Source organism: Thermomicrobium sp. CFH 73360 (genome assembly GCF_023806465.1).
Lineage (GTDB): Bacteria > Chloroflexota > Chloroflexia > Thermomicrobiales > Thermomicrobiaceae > Thermomicrobium.
Map to the genome: position 1 here is coordinate 635,130 of NZ_JAMSLS010000002.1, position 20,043 is coordinate 655,172.

Below are 20,043 nucleotides of genomic sequence, written 5' to 3' on the forward strand. Positions count from 1 at the left end.
GGAGAACCATGTTGCGCGACGAGCAAAAGGCGTTCCTACTCCGCTTGCTTGAAGCTCCGAGCCCCTCTGGGTTCGAAGAACCGGCTGCTCGAATCTGGCGGGAGGAAGCAAGTCGATTTGCTGACGAGGTTTGGGTGGACCACAACGGGAACAGCTTCGCCCGCCTGCGCGGCAGCGGACCGACCGTCCTCATCGAGGGTCACATCGACGAAATCGGCCTCATGGTGACCCACATCGACGAGCAGGGCTTTATTTGGTTCCGTGGGATCGGTGGCTGGGACGACCAAATCTTGACTGGTCAGCGCGTACGGATCCTCTCCCGACAGGGGCCAGTGTTCGGCGTGATTGGCCGCAAGCCAGCCCATTTGCTGAGCGAGGAGGAAAAGGGTCGCGCGAGCCGTATCAAGGAACTGTGGATCGACATTGGCGCGCGGGACGGGACTGAGGCTCGCGAACTCGTCCGCATTGGGGACCCGATCGTCATCGAGCAGCCTCCGATTGAGCTTCGCAATGGTCGATTGGTCGCCCGTGGCCTGGATAACCGGATGGGAGCGTTTATTGCACTCGAAGTGCTTCGTGCACTCGCGAGCGAGCGACCGCCGCTGGAGGTCGTGGCGCTTGCCGCAACACAGGAAGAAATTAGTTTTCTTGGTGCTCGCGCAGCGGCATTCGCAGTGGAACCGACTGTGGCGATCGTGATCGACGTGACGCATGCCACCGATCACCCAGAAGCAGAGAAGCGTGGCGGAGGCGACGTGCGGATTGGCGGCGGGCCAGTCCTCGACCGCGGCTCAATGGTGCATCCGCACGTCTTCGAACGCCTGCTCGCAGCAGCTGAGGCGGAAGGCATTCCAGTTACGCTCTCGGCAGCGCCAATTCGCACCGGCACGGACGCCGATGCGATTGCCCCAGCACGTGCGGGCATCCCTTGCGGGCTCGTGTCAGTACCGAACCGCTACATGCACTCGCCGAACGAGTTGGTGAGCCTGGACGACCTGGACGCTGCAATCCGCCTCATCACCCGCTTCGTGCGCGACCTTGGCCCAGAACCAGACTTCCGGCGCCGCTAATCGGCCTCAAGCGGTGTCCAGAGCTCGAGCTCAAGGTCGTCATAGTCGCGTGTCCGAAAACCTTCCCCGAGTTCACCGCAAAGTCCGCGCTCGACCGGTCGACCTGCCCGCTCCAGTCGGTCGAGCGCGGCACTCCAAGCGGAACGGTCAGGAATGACCATCGCAAAACGCACAAGACCACGGCAACCTGGTGGTGCGGGATCAGCACGACGGCTGTTCCAGATATTTAGGCCGAGGTGGTGGTGATAGTCACCGGCAGCAACGAAGAGCGCACCGGGATAGGAACGTTGTGTTACCTGGAAGCCGAGGAGTTCCACGTAGAAGCGTTCCGCAAGGTCCAAGCCAGACACTTGTAAGTGCACATGTCCCACCCGTGCGTCTACAGGCATTGTCTGCCACGGCTCCGGGCTCGCGTCGAGTTCTCGGAGCAGATCCCGTACATCCAGAGGCTCAGTGACCATCGAGATCGACTCGCGCGTTCCGCGCGGCCAGCGCTCTGGCGGGCGATCAGCATAGAACTCGAGACCGTTCCCTTCTGGATCAGTAAGGTAGAGCGCCTCACTGACCTGGTGGTCGGAAGCACCAAGGAGCGGCCAGCGGCGCTCTACCAAGTGGCGGAGCACTCGCGCCAATTCTGTGCGAGTCGGCAAAAGGATCGCCGTATGGTAAAGACCAGGAGCACGCTGCGGTCGAGCAGGCGCCTCTGGTGTTATCTCGAAGAGAAAATGCGGCTTCGCGGAACCTGGTGGAAGTGCAGCCAAACAGCCGTCCGCTTGTGGGACAAGCTGGTAACCAAGGGTCTCCCGGTAAAAGAGTCGGATGAGTCGCTCATCAGCAACACGCAGGGTGACGGGACCAAGCTCAAGCGTTGCGGGAAGCATCATGGTGTGCATGGAGAAGGCTCCTTCCGATGCAAAATCGTCGATGCAAGGATAACAGGCAGGGCTGCACAACTTGCCTGCCACCGTGGACAGTCACTCTGAGGAAGCGAAGGAACAGTGTTGAGGAGACCAACGACTGAACGCGTTACACCAGAAAGCGCTGCGCTGCGCGTCACCTTCTGGCAAAGTCTAGCAGCCTATCACTGGGCATGCAACGTTGCTGAAGGGCGACGTGTCCTCGATGTTGGCTGCGGCGAGGGATACGGCACGAGAGAACTGGCACGGCACGCTCGGTTCGTTGTCGGTCTCGATGTCGATGCAATAGTGTTGCGGGCCGCACGTCGTCGGTATGTGGCTACGAATCTTCGGTGGATCTGCGGAGAGGCTGATGCACTGCCGTTTCGTGACGGAAGTATTGATCTTCTGTGTTGTTTTCAGGTGCTCGAGCACTTCGAGCAGCCAGAGCATTTCCTCCGCGAGGCACATCGGGTTCTGACAACACGCGGACATCTCCTGCTGACAACACCTAACCGAGCTGCCATCCTCAGCGGACTGAATCCGCACCACGTCCGTGAATACGATCCGGAGAGTTTGCAGGAACTCCTCCGTAGGGTGTTCGAGCATGTCCAACTCCTCGGCGTTTTCCCCAGCGAGCGGGTTGCAGCGTACCGCGCTGCCAATCGCCGCACGGTAGAAAAGGTCCTGCGGCTTGATCGATTGCAGCTGCACCGTCGATTACCAGGCAGGTTGCGGGGCGAACTTCACGCGTTGGGTACGCTCCTGGTACGGTGGTGGCTGAACCGACGCCTGCACAGCTTGGTTGAAGGGATCGCTGTTGAAGACTTCCGTGTTGGCGAGGGCGATGTCACGCAAGCAATTGATCTCGTTGCGGTTGCGCGGAAAGAGGAGTACTAGCTCACGAGAGGACAGCGCACAACCTCGAGCCTCCGAGGAGTTCCGGCGGTGTGACAGGCTCCATCGAGCGAATCCTGCACGCTTGCAGCAAACGCGACGCGATCAGCGCGCGACACGGAACGGGTCGGAGAAGAGCTGAACCGAGTCGAACAGGACAGGCACAACAGTGAGCCTGGTTCCGGGTGGGAGTATCCCCGGACGCAACGAGCTCGACCATGAGAATTGATGCGGTTTCCCCAAGAGGAGAGCGGGCAGTGCTCGCTCAGTGAGCACCGCCCGCCCACCGAAAGGAGGGTACCATTCTCAATGTCCGTGGCCGGGCCCGTGTACTGGGGCGTCGGTGACTTCGCTCAGGAGCACCGTCTTGTGGGCGAAGTGGCGGTGCATCCAGTCGAGATACTCCCACCGATTGCGGACGATCCGTGTCTGCTCTGGATCGGTGACATCTTGGGGAACACGAGTCATCAAGCTCGGATCAACCTCAAAGACGTGCAAATCCTCACGGCAGAGCACCACGCCTTTGCGAACCCGCTTCATGCGCCCACCTCCTCGTCGACGTAGGCAAGATGCAAATAATTCTTGCTGGGATTGAGGATGTTGTTCGGATCGAGCAGACGCTTCATTTTCTTCATGAGCTCGAACCCACCCTCATGAAGCTCTACTGGAATGAACTCAGCGTCCCCCTCGCGGCACGCCCCGTGACAAGCGCTGATTGAGCCTTGATGTTCAAGTGTGGCCCGGGTAATCTCCCGCTTGAGGTTCACCCACGCCTGCCAAGTTTCCTCGTTGAGCGCCTGCTCCCAGATCCCGATGTCAATTTCCACGAGATAGTCACCCCAGCCCTTGTAGGGATTGTTGCTGTAGAAGAACATGCCCCAGTTGTCGAAAATCCCGTACTTCTGAATATACCGGTCAGTGATCTCGTGCCACTTTTGCTTGATAGCAGGGAGTTCCGAGTAAATGATCGCGGCGTCCTCGCAGTGCCAGCTCATCGGAACAACCGTTCCATCTGGTAGGCGACCGTGGAGTGGCGTCGCGTACCGATCGTGTCGTGAGGCCCAGTCACCCGCGGAGAGCTCGTCACCGAGGTATTCGCCTCCGGTCTCCTTCGCGATCCGGAAGAGCCGGTTCGCTGCCGCACGCACCTCCTCCTCGACGCCGTAGAGCGCTGTGGCAACGACCGCCTTGATCCGATCTGGCAAAGGAATGTATGCCTCATCGTCACGGCGGAGATAGTCGACCTTGCGCTCATCAAAGAGAATGACGGCGGCCAGTGTGCCCAGCCCAGACGTCGAGAGTGCCCCGGTACTCCGGTAGGCCTCCTCAAACGACTCATACCCGAAGAACGCGGCAAGTTCGGCTTCCGGCTTCGGGAACAGCTCGAGCGTCGCCTCCGTGACCACGCCGAGCGTTCCTTGCGTACCAATGAAGAGCTGCTTCAGGTTATAGCCGGTCGAGGCCTTGCGAACCTTGGGCGCGCCACCTCCGTCACTCAGGCGCACAATCTCTCCAGTTGGGAGTACCACCTGCAAGCTGATCACGAGATCGCGCGTGTGCCCATAGCGCGAGCCGATGAGCGACCAACCACTCGTCCCGATTCGCCCGCCGATGATGGAGACCGGATAGGATGCAGGATCGTCCGGATAGAAGACCCCGTAGGGTGCCAGGTACTCGTTCAGCTTGAGCATATTGAGGCCAGGCTGAACCGTGACCGTGCGATTCACCAGATCCAGCTCGATAATCTTGTTCATCTTCTTAATATCGAGCAGGATTCCCTTGTGAAGTGGCACTGCCCCATCGGCAAGACCGGTCCCACCAGCACGCGGGACGACCGGCACACGGAACTGATTTGCGATACGCAGGATTGCCGAAACCTCTTCCGCGGTCTCCGGCAGCACAACCACATCGGGCATGTGCTCGGCGAACCGATGCACCGGGAACGGCGCCGGCACACGCGTGCGAGCGATCCGCGCTCCGAGATCGGTGCGCACTTTCTCTTTCCCGAGTGCCTGCTCGAGTGCCGTGATGACTTGATCGGTAACCGGATTCGGAACCGTCAGCGTCGCCATCGTTCCCTGCCCTTCTCAGTCGTTCAACCCCATCGCCTCGGCGACCATTTCAAGGAGATCGAGCACCTCAAGCTGCTGTTCACGACCGGATGAGGTCAGCGGACGCTCTGACCACGGGCAGGCACTGACGAGAGCCTGGACGTTCAACTCCTTGGCCCGCGAGATACGGAGGTCAGCAATCTTTTTCGCCAGATCCGGATGCTCGACGGCAAAGCCACCACCCGCACCGGAGCAGTAAGCCCACTGAGTCACGTGGTCGACGTCGATGAAGGTCAATCCCGGGATGGCGCGGAGAATCTTGCGCGGAGCCTCCCACTTCCCCAACCGCTTGTTCATCCGGCAGGGATCGTGGTAGGTGACCGTCTTCTCAATCGGCTTGACAAACTGGATCTTCCCCTGATCCAGGAGCTCGGCGACAAAGTCGATCATAAACACGAACTCCGGGAGTTCCTCTTGCGGGAACAGCTGCGGGTACATGTCAACGAAACTGATGTAGTCGTGAGGATCGAGAACAAAGACCCGCTTGGCCCCGGCCTTCTTCCAGTCGGCAACGTTGTGCTCGGCAAGGTAGCGCGCGTGATCGGGATATCCCATCTCGAGCGATGGACCACCACAGCACCACTGCTCATACATGAGGCCAAAGGGGACACCGGCAGCATGGAGGATCTTGGCGACCGCCTTCGGCAGGCTCGTCCGGTAGTAGGCGGCTTCGCAGTCGACGAACAGGATATTCTCTCCACCCCGGGGAATTTCAAAGGGCAGGTCCTTCGCCCAGTCGGCAACACGATTGGGGTCGACCGGTTGAATATTCTCGTAATCGAGGACTGGCTCGTTCTTTCCCACCATCGTCGCCTCGACCCAGCGCTGCCAGCGCGGCCAGAGACCGAGGCCGGCCTTATTCGCGGCAGCACGCATGTCCTGGACGAGCTTCACCGTGCGCGTTCGGTTACGGTAGAAATCGCCGACGAAGAGGGTGTTGGGACACCGGAGCTCGCAGCCACCACAGAGCGTGCAGTAGCTGTAGTTCTCGGCCACATCCTCCAGATGCGCCGCTCCCTTTTCGATCGCCACCACATTGGCGTGAAAGGCTGTCGGAGTGTGTTGTTCGTTCCGCGTGACCTGATAGACTGGACAGACCTCCCGACAGAACTTGTGCCCAGAGCTGAAGCAGCCATAGGCCTGGAGCAGATGCCCTCGGACGAACTCCTGCTCGATCTCCCGAACCCCATCGTGTCCGTTTGCCGCAACCATTTCCGGCGGCGTCGTGCGGATCTCGTCGCTCATGTGACCTCCCTCCATCCTGGCTCACATCCCACAGACCGAGTTCCTCAGTGCGCTTGCGACATTCTCACCTCCACCGGAACCGCACCACCAGCCGACCGCTTCAGTCTCCCTTCTGCGCTGCCACCAACTCCCGCCGGGAGACCGTCAGACGCCGGGTCAAGAAGGTGAGCGCAAGATAGACAGCAGCAGTCAGGAAGAATGTCGGGATGCCAGCCGTAATGTAGGTGAACAACGGTCCAGCACGGTCAGTCGCCGGGTCATAGGTCCAGAAGTAGAAGATGCCGCCCAAGACAATCGCGGCGTATGCTTCCCAGTTAAAGCCGGCCACATACTGGTAGCGGCCCGCATGCTGACGGTACAGGTCACGCAACGAGATGTGGAAGCGCTGGACGAAAACATAGTCGGCAACCATTACACCACCGAAAGCGGCCATGATAAAGGAGATATAGGCAAGGAACTTCGTGTAGCTGTCATACATGGTCGGGGTAAGCATGAGCAACGCCGCAGGAACGGTCGTCAGGAGGGCCCAGAACCACTTCCAGCGTGGGAAGAGCGTCTTGATGCTAAGGCTCTGTGAGTAGATGAGCACCGTCGCGGAGGTCAGGTTGGCCAGAATCAGCATGAACAGGCCAAAGAGACCAAAGAGTGGACCACCTGCCTCAATCATCCACTCAGTTGGTTCATACGTTCCGACAAGCAACGCTGTCAGTGCGCCAAGGATCGCGGCGACGTTGAGGAGAACGCCCCATCCCAAGTAGGTTCCAATCAGTGCCGTCCGCTCATCTTTGGCCAAACGATTCCACTGGCCAATGTACGGGAGCCAGGAGAAACCAAGACCGACATTCCACTCAATCGCCGAGGCGAGTCCGCGCACTGAACTGTCATACGGCGCTGGTGGCTGAGCGTTCCAGACTGTGGAGACTCCTTTATCGACGAAAATGTAGAAGATCAGCCCAATGATGATCAGGACCATCGCCGGCACGCCGACTCGGATGAAGAGCCGGATCGCGATCGGTCCCTGCAATGCAAGCCACCAGGCGACCGCGAACGCAGCGAGGGCGAACATCGGTGCACCAACCGTTCGGGAGGCCAGCCATTCCGGCCCTCCGAAGGCTGCAACGACGCGGATCGCCGACTCGCCGAGCATGAAACAGGCAATGGTGATCCACCCAAGGTTCAAGATAGCGAAGATGATGAGGAAGAGATTACTGCCGCGTGGGCCCAGGATAGCTCGTGCACCAATGAAGGTATCAACACCATACCGGGCGTAGAGGATCGCCAAGACACTAATCAAGAAGACCGGAATCGCGTTCCCAAAGAGGATCGCGGCAATTGCCGGTCCTGCAGGGAGCACAGACCCCGTGTAGCCACCAACGAGGAAACTCCAGGCAGCGATTCCAAAGCCGACCTGAACTAGAAGGAAGTCTAACAAACCAAACTGCCGTTCCCCTCGGAGAACCGGCAGGATACCAAAATAGACCTCCCGCTGAACTGCCTGCTCTCGCCCTTCAGCCATGTCTCGCCCACCTCCTCCTGCCGTCTTAGCGATGTAACAAGAGGTTCAGTACCAGCGCCGCGAAGAGGAACAGCACCACTGCCGTCACCACCCACATGTAGACCCAGTCGAGGTTTGAGAAGGGCTCAGGACGCTCGCCCTCTTCGATGCGCCGAATCCGCTCATCCAACTCTGCTTGCAGTTGGGGCTCCAGTAGCTGCTCCATAGCCACCTCCTTTATGCCGAAAATGACCACCTGAGTCCCCATTAGTAAGGTAAACACGCGCGACCCGCAGTACAAGATTTCCGAATACAATTCCCATGATGCATTTTTGTAGTCAGACACAACGAGCGGGACATTGCACAGCGCGTCGCGAACAACTCCCAGCTAAAGTTCCTCCGAGACAACAGCGTCGACATGACAGTTCAGTCCTGACAATGAGGCAAAGATCCGCTATACTGGGTGCGAAGCAGGATCGTCAGCGTCAGGGAAGGGGTTAGGCGATGGTATTGAGTCGAATGGTCGGGGCTCGCGTCCGCCGGAAGGAAGACCCTCGCCTTATCACAGGAACGTCTCAGTATGTCGATGACATGACGCTTCCTGGCATGCTCTATGCGGCCTTCGTCCGCAGCACGTACCCGCATGCGGCCATCAAGAAGGTGGACGCCTCCGCGGCACTGGCCATGCCCGGTGTCGTCGGTGTGATCACTGCTGAGCAGCTCGGCCACTGGCTGAAGGGCACGGTACAGCTTGGTGGAGGGGAAGGAGAGGGAGAAGCCACACCGCAGGAGGCTCCATCGGGGCCGCCACAGCACGAACTCCTGGCCGTCGATCGTGTCCGCTACGTTGGTCAGCCGATCGCAGTCGTTTTGGCGACAGAACGCTATCGTGCCTATGACGCAGCAGCCGCTGTCCAAGTCGAATACGAGCCGCTCCCAGCGGTTGTCGACCCCGAGGAAGCGATGAAGGACGGTGCGCCGCAGATCCATGCGACGCTCCAGAACAACATCGCGATGCACACCAGCCATCAACACGGCGATGTCGACAAAGCGTTCGCCGAAGCAGACATCGTCATCAAGCAGCGCTTCTACCAGCAGCGGCTCGTTTCCGTTCCCATGGAGCCCCGCGCTGTCGCTGCAGCACCTGACCCGTTGACGCGTGGTGTCACCGTCTGGTCATCCACACAAGCTCCTCACAACAACCGGAACACACTGGCTCAGGCATTGGGGCTCAGTCACGGCCAAGTCCGCGTCATTGCACCGGAAGTCGGTGGCGGCTTTGGTGCCAAGATCGGAGCCTATCCAGAGGACATCATCCTTGCGGCGATTGCGCTCCATTTGCATCGCCCCGTCAAGTGGTATGAAACACGCTCGGAACACTTCATCGCCACCAACCAAGGACGTGGGCAGGTGGCCTACTATGAGCTCGCCGCGACGAAAGAGGGGCGGATCCTCGGTTTGCGCCTCAAGGTCATCCAGGATCTGGGCGGCTACCCGAAGGTCATGCTCTTGGCACCACTCACCGCAATGATGTCGGTCGGTGTCTATGACATCCCCAATCTCGCGATTGAGACCTATAGTGTTTGCACGAATACTACGCCAATTGGGGCTTATCGTGGTGCCGGTCGACCCGAAGCCGCCTACTATATCGAACGGATGATGGATCTCCTCGCCCGCAAGCTCGGGAAGGACCCGGCCGAGGTACGCCGGATCAATTACATCCCGCCAGACAAGTTCCCCTATCAGACACCCGCCGGCGCTCGCTACGATTCCGCCGAGTACGAAAAGTCGTTGAACAAGGCGCTGGAGATCTCGCGCTACCACGAGTGGCGCCAAAAGCAGCAGGAGCTCCGCCAGCAGGGTCGCTATATCGGCATCGGGCTGGCCACCTACACGGAAATCTGCGGCTTTGGTCCCTACGAAAGCGCTTCGATCCGGGTCGAACCAACCGGAGCCGTTATCGCCTATACGGGCACGTCCCCACACGGACAGGGGCTGGAGACCGCACTCGCTCAGATCATCGCGGACGAAATCGGCGCCGACTTTGACCAGATCGTCGTGCTGCACGGGGATACTCAGAGCGTCCCGGAAGGCGTTGGCACGTTGGGCAGCCGGAGTTTGGCCGTCGGTGGCGGCGCCATGCTGATGGCCGCGCAGCGTATCCGCGAGAAGGCGATTCGTATCGCCGCACACTTGCTTGAGGCGGCGGTTGAGGACGTGGAGTACGCCGACGGTAAGTATCGGGTCAAGGGCGCACCGGACCGCGCGGTCACCCTCGCCCAGATCGCCCAGGCTGCCTACAGCCCGGGGCTCCCAGCTGACATCGAGCCCGGACTCGTCGTGACCGACTACTATGCGCCACCAGGAACGCTGTTCCCCTTCGGCACCCACGTGGCGGTCGTGGAAGTCTTCCCCGAAACAGGCGAGGTCAAGCTCCTCGAGTACTACTCGGTCGACGACTGTGGCCCCCGCATCAACCCCCTCCTCGTCGAAGGCCAGGTCCACGGTGGCCTCGCCCAGGGTATTGCCCAAGCCCTCTGGGAGGAGGTCCGCTACGACGACTCCGGCCAACTCCTCACCGGTACCCTCATGGACTACGCCATTCCGAAGGCGCACCTGCTACCGAGCTTTGTCACTGACGAGACGGTCACACCGAGCCCAATCAATCCGCTGGGGGCCAAAGGGATCGGCGAGGCAGCAACGATCGGGGCTACTCCAACCATCGCCAACGCGGTGATGGACGCCTTAGCGCCCTTCGGGATTGAGCACCTCGATATCCCGTTGACTCCAGAAAAGATCTGGCGCGCTCTGCAGTAGGCCAGGGCAAGCGTCTAAAGGCGATATCAGGTGAACTTGAGTGGCCCGGGGCAATGCTCCGGGCCACCTGTCTTCAACGCTCCTCGTTTTGAGCGCCGTATCGTTTCAAAAATGAGCACGGCGCGCCTTCCAACCGGATTGCGTGACCAAGGTATCCCGCGCATGAGTAGTCAGCCTACCTGTGCCGGGAGACTTGTGTTTCAAGGAAGTACAGTCCCTTCTGCTGCAGAGCACCGGGATCTGCGCAATTGCCAGCGAAACTGTTGTAGACCTGGAGGGCAATACGATTTTCATGACTCACGTGAGTCCGCCGCGGCTTTAGTATTTAGCCCCTAACCAGATACCAGTCATGTGATGACCCTTGACTTTTCAGGCGATTCGTCTCAGGCTAGAGTTGTGTACTTGGCATGGGAGCAATCGACGGGAGCCGTCGAGGAAGGGAGTACAGCAATGGTGATCAGTCACTATGTCGGCGCCCGGGTACGGCGGAAGGAGGATCCCCGTCTCATTACGGGAACGTCTCAATATGTGGATGACATCAAGCTTCCCGGAATGTTGCACGTCGCTTTTGTCCGCAGTAGCTACCCGCATGCTCGCATCCGGAGCATCGACAGTTCAGCCGCCCGAGCCATGCCAGGCGTCGTCGGTATCTATACCGGGCGCGATTTGGCCGCGTCGCTAAAAGGGAAACCAGAGCTCATGCCTGGTGAAGCACCGCACCCCGAGGAACAGAAGCCCGAAGGAATTCCGGTGCCACCAGAAGAGCCCATCGCCGTCGACCGCACACTTTTCGTTGGACAGCCAATCGCCGTTGTGGTCGCGACGTCCCCAGCGATCGCCCGTGACGCTGCCGAGGCGGTCGTGGTGGACTATGAGCCGTTGCCGGCAGTTACCGACCCCGAAGCGGCCATGCAGGAGGGAGCACCACTGCTCTATCCCGATATCCCCAACAATATCGGTGAACGTTGGGAGCGTGTCGAAGGTGACGTGGACGGTGCCTTTGCACGAGCCGATGTGGTCGTCAGGCAGCGGTTCCGCCAGCAACGGCTGGCTGGGATTCCCATGGAGCCGCGGGCGATCGTTGCCGCACCGGATCCTCTGACGCAAGGAGTGATCGTTTGGAGCTCGACCCAGGCACCACACTGGAACCGTAACGCCCTCGCCGCAGCGCTTGGCCTTTCCCACGGCCAGGTCCGAATCATCGCTCCGGAGGTCGGTGGTGGCTTCGGAGTGAAAATCGGAGCGTACCAGGAGGACTTTATCCTTGCTGCCCTCGCCTTACAGCTGCATCGGCCTGTCAAGTGGGTAGAGACTCGTTCTGAGCACCTCATGGCCACTAACCATGGGCGCGACCAGGTCGTCGACTACGAACTTGCAGCCACCGGTGAGGGTCGGGTCCTGGCACTGCGGGCGCGTATCGTGCAGGACCTCGGCGCCTATCCGCGCGGGCTGTATCTCCCTTCCACAACCGGTCTTATGGCCTGCGGCTGTTATGACATACCTGCAGTCGACATCAAAGCCTATGGTGTGTACACGAATACGATGGCAGTTGGTGCCTACCGTGGTGCTGGCCGGCCCGAGGCCGCTTACTACATCGAACGGATGATGGATCTCCTGGCCCGCAAGCTCGGGAAGGACCCGGCCGAGGTACGCCGGATCAATTTCATCCCGCCGGACAAGTTCCCGTACACCACGGCGGCCGGCGAGAAATACGACACTGGCGATTATGAAAAGCCGCTGGCCAAAGCTCTCGAAATCTCGCGCTACCAGGAGTGGCGTCAGAAGCAGCAGGAACTCCGCCAGCAGGGTCGCTATATCGGCATCGGGCTAGCCAGTTACGTTGAGATTTGCGGCTTCGGTCCCTACGAAAGCGCCGTCGTCCGAGTTGAGCCGAGTGGAGCGGTCACCGTCTACACCGGCACGTCTCCGCATGGCCAGGGACTGGAGACTGCTCTTGCACAGCTGGTCGCTGAGAACCTCGGTGCGGACTTTGATCAGATCACTGTTTTGCACGGCGACACACAAAGCGTCCCCGAAGGACACGGGACCATGGGCAGCCGGAGTCTTGTCGTTGGCGGCAGTGCCGTTCTCATGGCAATCGACCGCGTGAAAGAAAAGGCGACGCAGATCGCGGCGCACCTGCTCGAGGCAGCAGCGGAGGACATTGAGTTCGCAGATGGCAAGTGGCGCGTCAAGGGAGCGCCGGACCGCGCGGTCACTCTCGCCCAGATCGCCCAGGCCGCCTACGGCCCCAACCTTCCGCAGGGTATGGAACCGGGACTTGTCGCCACTGATTTCTTTGCCCCGCCTGATGAGGTCTTCCCCTTCGGCACCCACGTGGCGGTCGTGGAAGTCTTCCCCGAAACAGGCGAGGTCAAGCTCCTCGAGTACTACTCGGTCGACGACTGTGGCCCCCGCATCAACCCCCTCCTCGTCGAAGGCCAGGTCCACGGTGGCCTCGCCCAGGGTATTGCCCAAGCCCTCTGGGAGGAGGTCCGCTACGACGACTCCGGCCAACTCCTCACCGGTACCCTCATGGACTACGCCATTCCCAAAGCAGCAATGCTCCCCTCGTTCACCACTGATCAGACCGAGACTCCAACCCCGCTCAACCCGCTTGGCGCCAAAGGAATCGGTGAGGCAGCAACGATCGGCTCAACCCCAACCATCGCCAACGCGGTGATGGACGCCTTAGCGCCCTTCGGGATTGAGCACCTCGATATCCCGTTGACTCCAGAAAAGATCTGGCGCGCTCTCCAGGAGGCCAAGGTCGCTTCCTGAACCGGGGCGGGAAGGGGAACCGGGTGGTGCCTCAACACGACGGCACCACCCGGTTCATTGTCCTCGGTGCTGAGGGGATTCTGCCCTTGTCGGGCGCTCTGTAGGCGCAGGCTTTCGGCACGCGAGACTCTGCTGAGGGTAGACGGCCACAACCCGAAACACCATCAATCATCCACCGAGCAAGAGCCCTTCGCCTGGCCGCTCATAGCGAATCATGACAAAATCCTCGCCGCGCCACACCTCCACCCGTGGTGCTGTTGCACGACTCACTACGCGCCCGTCCTTCACACACCAGAGTGCTGGCGAGAGCATGCGCAGCGCATCGCGGTCGCTTGCGGCGTCGAAGACCACGAAGTTGGCCGGTTTCCCGATCTCAATGCCGTAGCGATCAAGAATTCCAAGCGCTTTGGCAGCGTTCGTCGTTATCAGATCCCAGACGAGCGGAATCTCGTCGTAGCCAGAGAGCTGCGCCATATGCAGCCCAAGCCACGCTGCATGGAGCATGTTGCCTGTTCCCAGTGGATACCAGGGATCCATCACCGAATCGTGCCCGAAGGCGACGTTGATTCCAAACGCAAGGAGCTCCTTCACACGCGTCATTCCGCGGCGCTTGGGATAGGTATCAAACCGTCCTTGGAGGATGGAATTGTCTGGTGGATTCGCGATGATGTTCAGCTCAGCCCGCTTGAGCCAGCCAAACAGCTTAAAGGCATAGGCGTTGTTGTATGATCCCATCGCGGTGGTATGGCTGGCTACCACCCGACCCTGCAGTCCGCGCCGGATCGTCTCGGCAGCCATGACCTCGACAAAGCGAGATTGGTCATCGTCTGTCTCATCACAGTGTGCGTCCAATGGACGATCGTAGCGCTCAGCAAGCTCGAAGGCGATCCGCAGTGATTCCACTCCCATCTCTCGCGTGGTCTCATAGTGCGGGATGGCGCCGACCACATCGCAACCCATCCGCAGGGCTTCTTCGAGGAGTTCCGCACCCCGTGGATAGGACAGGATCCCTTCCTGCGGAAAGGCAACAAGCTGAAGGTCGACGAGGTGGCGCATCTCCTCACGTACCTCGAGTAGGGCACGCAGACCGACGAAGTTCGGATCGCAGACGTCGACATGACTACGGATCACGAGGGCACCCTGGCTGGCATACCACTCGATCGCTCTTTTGGCCCGCTCCTTCACCGCTTCGACGGTCAGCTGCGGCTTGGTCTGTGCCCAACGCTGGATCCCCTCGAGCAGCGTCCCAGTTTCGTTGTGGCCCGCCAGACCTTCGGTGAGCGCAGCATCAAGGTGGCAGTGCGGTTCGATCAACGGCGGTGAGAGAAGCCGTCCTGCAGCGTCAATTGTCTCGGTCGCCTCTCCAGCCAGCTCCGCCTCGATGGCAACGATTCGTCCCTCTGTGACACCGATATCAACCAGCCGACCATCACGGAGCCGTGCCCGGCGGACAATCAGGTCATACGTCATCGTCTCGTCTCCTTTCTGTACAACGTGTCGGTCTTCCATCCCAAGCCGATGTCACCATCTCGCAGAAGGCGCGAGACACGGTGCATTGCACCCTTGCTGCACACAGGCTGTCAAGGCACGGCGAATGAGGTGTTGAGGACGAATCCCGACAAGGTGGTACTCATGGCCACGCTATCATGCTCGCGGCGAACCACTGCACCAGTGGCGGAGGTGCATTATGTTCGAGGGGCTGTTCCAACCGAGCCACCTGCTGGTGATCCTGCTGATCGTGATGATCATCTTCGGTCCTGGGAAGCTACCGGAAGTTGGTGCAGCGATCGGCCGTAGCATTCACGAGTTTCGACACAGTGTCCGTGATGCCACCGCAGAAGGTGGGGCAGAGTCATCTGGGACCGCGATGCGAGAGTTGTTCTCACGCCCGACTCAACAGCAGTAAGGTCCCTCGCCTCTACCCAAGGTGGGCGGCACGCATCCCAACGGTGTGCCCGTGGGGTCAGTGCACATCTGGATCGTGCCGCTTCTCCGTGACGTGACGAGCAATTACAAGACTCCCGCAAACGCACATCAACGACCAACGACCACCTCAGGCAAGTCGCGCACGCAGCGCCTGCAGCAAGAATTGGAATTCGGGAACCTGGAAGCGCCGAAGCACAGCCCCATAGATGAGAACGCCCACTATGAGGCCAAGGCAAACAAGTGCTGCCCGCGCCAGCAGTGATTGTTGTTCTGGTACGACCCAGTGGGAAATTGTCAGCACCACAATTGTGACGATGAGTGCCATCACCAGTGAAGCGATTCCCGCTGCCCGCAGTGTCCGAGCAACGGTTCCGTCACCGACCCGACCGAGCCAGCGGCGCAAGATCCACCACATGACGAGCGCGTGTGCGATAAATTGCGCCGTATTCCCCAGTACCAACCCAAGCATGCCGAGCGGACGCACCAGTGTCAGCGCGACGAGGAAATAGATCCCGACCGAGAAAACACCGACCAACACCGGTGTGCGCGTGTTCTGCCGCGCGTAAGCTGCGAAGATCAGTACCTGGTCAAAAGCCGCACAGAGTGTCCCCGGGAGATAGCCGAGCAAAGCTATCCAGATCGCACGCGCTCCCTCCAGATCAGTCGCACCATGATAGAAGAGTAACGTGACGACCGGCCAGCTCAAGGCTGCCATGCCAAGCGTTGCGGGGAAAATTAGGAGCGCCACGAATTTGAGCCCCAGCGAGAGTGTCCGCTGATAGCTGTGTTCGTCGCCTGCTGCAGCATGTCGCGAAAGGGTCGGCAACGCAGCGAGCGAGGTCGCAGCAGCCACCAAGCCGAGGATCATCTGGTTCAGGGCCGTTGCATAACGCATCGCGCCGAGCGCATGTGGGTCGACTCCCCACGCTAAATTCCGGTCAATCGTCAGTGCTACGGTGTTCGCGAAGAGACCAAGAAAAATCGGCAAGTAGAGGATGAAGATGCGGCGGATCGCTGGGTGCCAGAGCTGGAGGTTCAACCTCGGCAGGCAGTCACGCAGCCCCCACAACTGCAGCACGACGAGACCGAGCGCGCCAAGGAGCACCCCAAGAACCAGACTCGCAATCCCGATCGTGTGCCCGAGCAGGAGTGCGCAGGTAACAATTGCGGCGTTACGCACGCTGAGCGCAAGCGACGGTTGCGTGAAGCGTTGCAATGCGTAGAGCGCGGCCATCAGGACTGTGGAGACGGCCAGGAACAGCACCGCGGGCACGATGAGCCGGACCAGCCGAATCGTCAGTTGGAATGTCGCAGCGCCCCGAGCTGCCTCTCCGCCGCCGAGCGCTGTCATCGCCCAGACGACCCAGGGAGCAGCCAGGGCCACCAGCGCGACTGCCCCACCAACGACGAGCAGCACCCACATCAGAAGACCACCAACGATGCGGCGGAACTCGTCTCGCTGATCCGCGTAGGTACTCAGCACCGGGACAAGTGCGGCCTGTAGCATGCCGCTGATCACGAGGTCGAAGAGCATTGTGTGGACGTTATCTGCAATGGTAAATGCCGCAACCTCGTTCGTCGTTCCCCAGAAGTAGGAAGTGATCTGTTCCCGCACGAGCCCGAGGATGCGGCTGAGCACTACGCCGACCATGAGCACCCCAGCCGCACGCGCGACCTGAGCCCGCTCGCGGTGCGCGGCTTCTGCCAAACCTGTCTCAGTCGCCGACGGTGTGGGATCGCGTGTCACACTCTCGCTCCTGCCCGCTCACCCGAGCCAGCAGGAGTGTACCGAGTGCGGCACGTAACGCGGCCGCGTTGGCAACTCTCTGATAGAAGCGAGGGAGAGCCAACTGGTGCTCATGGGCCCTCCAGGCAATCACTCAGACGCAGGGGGAGAACAACATGGTGCACGATCCCCCGAAGGCCCATTCGCCGAGAGGCCCGTCGTCAGGGAGCATCATTGGTCGGTCTCCTCACTGGAGAGCAGTCGGTCGCCGCTTCCAGCACAGCCATAGGCAGCAAGGATCCGGCGGACAAGTGCTGTGGTTGAACGCTCGGGAACGTACGGGATCAAGACGACCTCTCCGCCGAGTGCACGAACCAGCTCCGCCTCTGGGAGTGGTTGCTTTCCACTGGCAAGCTCTTCTGGTGTCACCCCGTAGTCTCCACCCTTCACGTAGACATGCGGTCGGAGGAGCTGGATCACTCGGTCTGCCGTGTCGTCGGGGAAGACTGTCACGTAATCCACACAGGCGAGGCCAGCCAGGAGTTCAGCCCGTTCCTGGGCCGGGACGAATGGCCTTGTTGGTCCCTTGCGTCGACGCGTGGAAGCGTCGTCATTCACCGCGACAACGAGGACATCACCAAGTCGCCGGGCAGCTTCGAGGGAACGAAGATGCCCCACGTGGAGGAGATCGAAGTGCCCGTTCGTCAGCACGATCCGCTTCCCAGCTCGGCGGAGCTCGTCACCGAGCGCTGCGAGATCATCGAAGTCGATTCGCTGGCCCATGCTTCCTCCCACATCTGCTGCGCCAAGGCACAAGGGTAGGACGCGTGTTGTTTCTCACTTCGCAACCATCATTCGTCTGCGGTTCATCAATGACAAGTAGCACGTGATGACACTCCAGGACGAGAGAAGATGGATGGCACGACGGTGTTCGGCTACCGGCTCCTTCATGCGGTTCGACCTGTTCTGACCATGTGGCTTGCATTCACCAATGTGTCCGTGGGCCTACAGCTGTCAGACAACCTGGTCCAAGCACTTCTCGGGTCAGAAGCGTCAAGGAACGCAATCGATGAATCAACAGTTGAGCGACCCGTCCCAGTGCCAATCCGACGTAGTTGGAGGAGCGCAATCCCTATGGTGTTCCACCAACAGTCTTTGCGCCCACCGAACAAGCCATGCTCCGCTTGGCCAACGGCGCTGGCTTATCATTCAAGGCAGAAAAGCCCGCCCAGATGCTCACCCGAAGCATTCGAGTGAACCGAATATATATCAACTAGACGACGAGAATTGATACTAGCATTCACGCTGTGCTACTCGTGATCCTGAATTACCATCGAAGTTTTGTGCCATAATGCGAACCTTATAAGATCTTCAGTATTCCGCGAGCTCAAATCGTGACCAGCGAAGACTCGATTGCTGGTAAGGATCACTTGATCCGTGGTTGGCGCGTCTTTGGCGCGTTTTACCCGGACTACGTCGCCGGGTCTCTCGCCATCAAGGACAGGCGGCACTCCTCTCATAACAACCAACATATTCTCGTGCGCGACTTACTCGACGGCTACGCGCCGCTGAGCGAGCGCCGTACGCAGCCGGCGGGCGTCCATCACCGCATGCGCAAACGCGTCATTGTTGAAGTAGACGTAACCTGGATGATCGGCACACCGCTGGAGTCGCCCGGCAAGCAGGTCGATCTCCTCATCAGTCAACCCGATGTCGTAGAGGCCACTGTGCACGCGCACGTAACAGAGCGGCCCCACATGCGGGAAGTCCTCGGGGGTCGGATGCACTCCACCGTACGCATAGACAACGGTCCCGCCTGCACTGGCAATCACTTCAGCAACAGCGGGAACAAACCAACTCGGATGACGAAACTCAAAGGCGAACGATTGGCCGGCCGGTAAGAGTTCTAAGAACGCTCGGAGACGATCCAGATCGCGCGTGAACCCAGGTGGCAGTTGGAAGAGCAGCGGGCCGAGAGCCGAGCCCAGACCAGCGATCGCCTCCTGAAAGCGGCGGAGCTCTTCGGCAGCATCGACGAGTCGCCGCAGATGCGTGATCGTGCGAGGTGCCTTCACTGCGAAGACAAAGCCGGGCCGCTCAGCAGCCAGGCGCGCCCATTCCTCGAAGCGCTTGCGCGCCGGCAAGCGGTAGAACGTCACATTCAGCTCGACTGTGGCAAACTCCCGGAGATAGAACGAGAACCACTGCCATGGGGGAAGTTCAGGAGGATAGAAGCGCCCGCGCCAGTGGCGATACGACCATCCCGAGGTACCGACGAGCAACATGGGAGAAATCGCCTCCGCAAAATGTCACTGGTGGAAGGGTAACACGCCGAGCCGAGGGAGCAGCGCGGGGATGGAAGAGCACCTTCATCTCCAGGTCATCGTTCCGGGCAAACTCGTCTATCTCGGCCCTATCCGTCGAGACTTGGCCCCGATCTACCAACGCTGGATGAACGACCTCGAGGTCTCTCGGACACTCACAGCACATTGGCGCGTCCCTTTCACAGTCGAGGACGAGCTCGAATGGTTCGAGCAGGCACGCCGCGACCCGACCCGCCGGGTCTTTACGATCTACGAACGGCCTGACGATCGACCAGTGGGCAACGCAGAGCTCTTTGGTATCGATTTCGCAGTCGGAAGTGCTGAGGTTGGAATTGTCATCGGTGAGCGGAGTGTCTGGGGAAGAGGATACGCGACTGAAGCCTTGACTCTCCTGCTGGACTTCGGATTCACGGTGCTCGGCTTGCATCATATCTGGCTTCGCTACTACGCCTCCAACGAGCGAGCTCGCGCGGTCTATGACCGGGTGGGCTTCCGGGAGGTTGGACGCCTACGGCAAGCGACACGGATTGGGCCATACCGTGATGACATCGTCATCATGGATATTCTGGCGAGCGAGTTCCAAAGTCCGGTGCTCGCGGAGAAACTCCATCTGCGGCACTCCCGTGAGTGAGCCCTTCGCGTTCTGAGTGACCGCTCGCACCCCCTGGAACGACGCTGCGCCCTATAGCCCGCGGCATGCATCCTCTGTTCGGTCGGGACGCTGCCACCATCAGCGGAGGAATACGGCATGCGAT

General features: G+C 60.1%; 16 protein-coding genes. 6 read left to right on the top strand and 10 right to left on the bottom strand.

Annotated elements, in window-relative coordinates:
• Positions 1 to 8 precede the first annotated feature (8 nt).
• Positions 9 to 1,070 (top strand): M42 family metallopeptidase, encoded by a 1,062-nt coding sequence (locus NET03_RS06175; protein WP_252128024.1) that lies wholly within the window; start codon positions 9 to 11, stop codon positions 1,068 to 1,070.
• Here NET03_RS06175 and NET03_RS06180 read toward each other — a convergent pair.
• Positions 1,067 to 1,963 (bottom strand): VOC family protein, encoded by an 897-nt coding sequence (locus NET03_RS06180; RefSeq protein WP_252128025.1) that lies wholly within the window; start codon positions 1,961 to 1,963, stop codon positions 1,067 to 1,069. The genes NET03_RS06175 and NET03_RS06180 overlap by 4 nt on opposite strands.
• A gap of 108 nt (positions 1,964 to 2,071) precedes the next feature.
• On the opposite strand from NET03_RS06180, the gene NET03_RS06185 reads away from it, so the two are divergent.
• On the top strand, positions 2,072 to 2,866 hold the full coding sequence (locus tag NET03_RS06185; RefSeq protein WP_252128026.1) for a class I SAM-dependent methyltransferase: 795 nt from the start codon (positions 2,072 to 2,074) through the stop codon (positions 2,864 to 2,866).
• A 303-nt stretch (positions 2,867 to 3,169) separates the two neighbouring features.
• Here the strand turns inward: NET03_RS06185 and NET03_RS06190 are convergent, their stop codons facing one another.
• The 5 genes from NET03_RS06190 to NET03_RS06210 all read right to left on the bottom strand — a co-directional run bounded on the left by NET03_RS06190 (position 3,170) and on the right by NET03_RS06210 (position 7,940).
• Complete coding sequence (locus NET03_RS06190) at positions 3,170 to 3,403, bottom strand: hypothetical protein (RefSeq protein ID WP_252128027.1); 234 nt, start codon at positions 3,401 to 3,403, stop codon at positions 3,170 to 3,172.
• Positions 3,400 to 4,935 carry an FAD-binding oxidoreductase gene (locus tag NET03_RS06195; RefSeq protein WP_252128028.1) on the bottom strand — a complete coding sequence of 512 codons (1,536 nt, stop codon included), beginning with the start codon at positions 4,933 to 4,935 and terminating at the stop codon, positions 3,400 to 3,402. The genes NET03_RS06190 and NET03_RS06195 overlap by 4 nt, the downstream gene beginning before the upstream one ends.
• 15 nt (positions 4,936 to 4,950) lie before the next feature.
• A complete protein-coding gene (locus NET03_RS06200) occupies positions 4,951 to 6,219 on the bottom strand; it encodes a (Fe-S)-binding protein (protein ID WP_252128029.1) in 1,269 nt (422 codons plus the stop codon).
• A 100-nt stretch (positions 6,220 to 6,319) separates the two neighbouring features.
• Positions 6,320 to 7,735 carry a purine-cytosine permease family protein gene (locus tag NET03_RS06205; protein WP_252128030.1) on the bottom strand — a complete coding sequence of 472 codons (1,416 nt, stop codon included), beginning with the start codon at positions 7,733 to 7,735 and terminating at the stop codon, positions 6,320 to 6,322.
• Positions 7,736 to 7,760: 25 nt separating this feature from the next.
• Positions 7,761 to 7,940, bottom strand: coding sequence for a hypothetical protein (locus NET03_RS06210; protein WP_252128031.1), 180 nt, complete (start codon positions 7,938 to 7,940; stop codon positions 7,761 to 7,763).
• A 278-nt stretch (positions 7,941 to 8,218) separates the two neighbouring features.
• Between NET03_RS06210 and NET03_RS06215 the strand changes: the two genes are divergently transcribed.
• Entirely contained in the window at positions 8,219 to 10,531 is a 2,313-nt protein-coding gene (locus NET03_RS06215) for a xanthine dehydrogenase family protein molybdopterin-binding subunit (protein ID WP_252128032.1), read from the top strand.
• 450 nt (positions 10,532 to 10,981) lie between these two features.
• Positions 10,982 to 13,312 carry a xanthine dehydrogenase family protein molybdopterin-binding subunit gene (locus NET03_RS06220; protein WP_252128033.1) on the top strand — a complete coding sequence of 777 codons (2,331 nt, stop codon included), beginning with the start codon at positions 10,982 to 10,984 and terminating at the stop codon, positions 13,310 to 13,312.
• A 168-nt stretch (positions 13,313 to 13,480) separates the two neighbouring features.
• Here the strand turns inward: NET03_RS06220 and codA are convergent, their stop codons facing one another.
• Positions 13,481 to 14,782 carry a cytosine deaminase gene (gene codA, locus NET03_RS06225; RefSeq protein WP_252128034.1) on the bottom strand — a complete coding sequence of 434 codons (1,302 nt, stop codon included), beginning with the start codon at positions 14,780 to 14,782 and terminating at the stop codon, positions 13,481 to 13,483.
• A 217-nt stretch (positions 14,783 to 14,999) separates the two neighbouring features.
• Between codA and NET03_RS06230 the strand changes: the two genes are divergently transcribed.
• Positions 15,000 to 15,218 (top strand): Sec-independent protein translocase subunit TatA/TatB, encoded by a 219-nt coding sequence (locus NET03_RS06230; RefSeq protein WP_252128035.1) that lies wholly within the window; start codon positions 15,000 to 15,002, stop codon positions 15,216 to 15,218.
• A gap of 147 nt (positions 15,219 to 15,365) precedes the next feature.
• Here NET03_RS06230 and murJ read toward each other — a convergent pair whose 3' ends face one another.
• The 3 genes from murJ to NET03_RS06245 form a co-directional block, all read right to left on the bottom strand.
• Positions 15,366 to 16,985, bottom strand: a complete 1,620-nt coding sequence (gene murJ / locus NET03_RS06235) for a murein biosynthesis integral membrane protein MurJ (protein WP_252128036.1) — start codon at positions 16,983 to 16,985, stop codon at positions 15,366 to 15,368.
• 210 nt (positions 16,986 to 17,195) lie between these two features.
• Complete coding sequence (locus tag NET03_RS06240) at positions 17,196 to 17,747, bottom strand: adenylyltransferase/cytidyltransferase family protein (RefSeq protein WP_252128037.1); 552 nt, start codon at positions 17,745 to 17,747, stop codon at positions 17,196 to 17,198.
• A 764-nt stretch (positions 17,748 to 18,511) separates the two neighbouring features.
• A complete protein-coding gene (locus tag NET03_RS06245; protein ID WP_252128038.1) occupies positions 18,512 to 19,249 on the bottom strand; it encodes a DUF72 domain-containing protein in 738 nt (245 codons plus the stop codon).
• Positions 19,250 to 19,319: 70 nt separating this feature from the next.
• Between NET03_RS06245 and NET03_RS06250 the strand changes: the two genes are divergently transcribed.
• Entirely contained in the window at positions 19,320 to 19,919 is a 600-nt protein-coding gene (locus NET03_RS06250; protein WP_252128039.1) for a GNAT family N-acetyltransferase, read from the top strand.
• The last annotated feature ends 124 nt before the right edge of the window (positions 19,920 to 20,043 follow it).

Bases quoted from the DNA above. Each gene is read 5' to 3' on its own strand.
- NET03_RS06175 (WP_252128024.1), top strand. From the start codon at position 9: ATGTTGCGCGACGAGCAAAAGGCGTTCCTACTCCGCTTGCTTGAAGCT.
- NET03_RS06180 (WP_252128025.1), bottom strand. From the start codon at position 1,963: ATGCACACCATGATGCTTCCCGCAACGCTTGAGCTTGGTCCCGTCACC.
- NET03_RS06190 (WP_252128027.1), bottom strand. From the start codon at position 3,403: ATGAAGCGGGTTCGCAAAGGCGTGGTGCTCTGCCGTGAGGATTTGCAC.
- NET03_RS06195 (WP_252128028.1), bottom strand. From the start codon at position 4,935: ATGGCGACGCTGACGGTTCCGAATCCGGTTACCGATCAAGTCATCACG.
- NET03_RS06200 (WP_252128029.1), bottom strand. From the start codon at position 6,219: ATGAGCGACGAGATCCGCACGACGCCGCCGGAAATGGTTGCGGCAAAC.
- NET03_RS06205 (WP_252128030.1), bottom strand. From the start codon at position 7,735: ATGGCTGAAGGGCGAGAGCAGGCAGTTCAGCGGGAGGTCTATTTTGGT.
- NET03_RS06210 (WP_252128031.1), bottom strand. From the start codon at position 7,940: ATGGAGCAGCTACTGGAGCCCCAACTGCAAGCAGAGTTGGATGAGCGG.
- NET03_RS06215 (WP_252128032.1), top strand. From the start codon at position 8,219: ATGGTATTGAGTCGAATGGTCGGGGCTCGCGTCCGCCGGAAGGAAGAC.
- NET03_RS06220 (WP_252128033.1), top strand. From the start codon at position 10,982: ATGGTGATCAGTCACTATGTCGGCGCCCGGGTACGGCGGAAGGAGGAT.
- codA (WP_252128034.1), bottom strand. From the start codon at position 14,782: ATGACGTATGACCTGATTGTCCGCCGGGCACGGCTCCGTGATGGTCGG.
- NET03_RS06230 (WP_252128035.1), top strand. From the start codon at position 15,000: ATGTTCGAGGGGCTGTTCCAACCGAGCCACCTGCTGGTGATCCTGCTG.
- NET03_RS06240 (WP_252128037.1), bottom strand. From the start codon at position 17,747: ATGGGCCAGCGAATCGACTTCGATGATCTCGCAGCGCTCGGTGACGAG.
- NET03_RS06245 (WP_252128038.1), bottom strand. From the start codon at position 19,249: ATGTTGCTCGTCGGTACCTCGGGATGGTCGTATCGCCACTGGCGCGGG.
- NET03_RS06250 (WP_252128039.1), top strand. From the start codon at position 19,320: ATGGAAGAGCACCTTCATCTCCAGGTCATCGTTCCGGGCAAACTCGTC.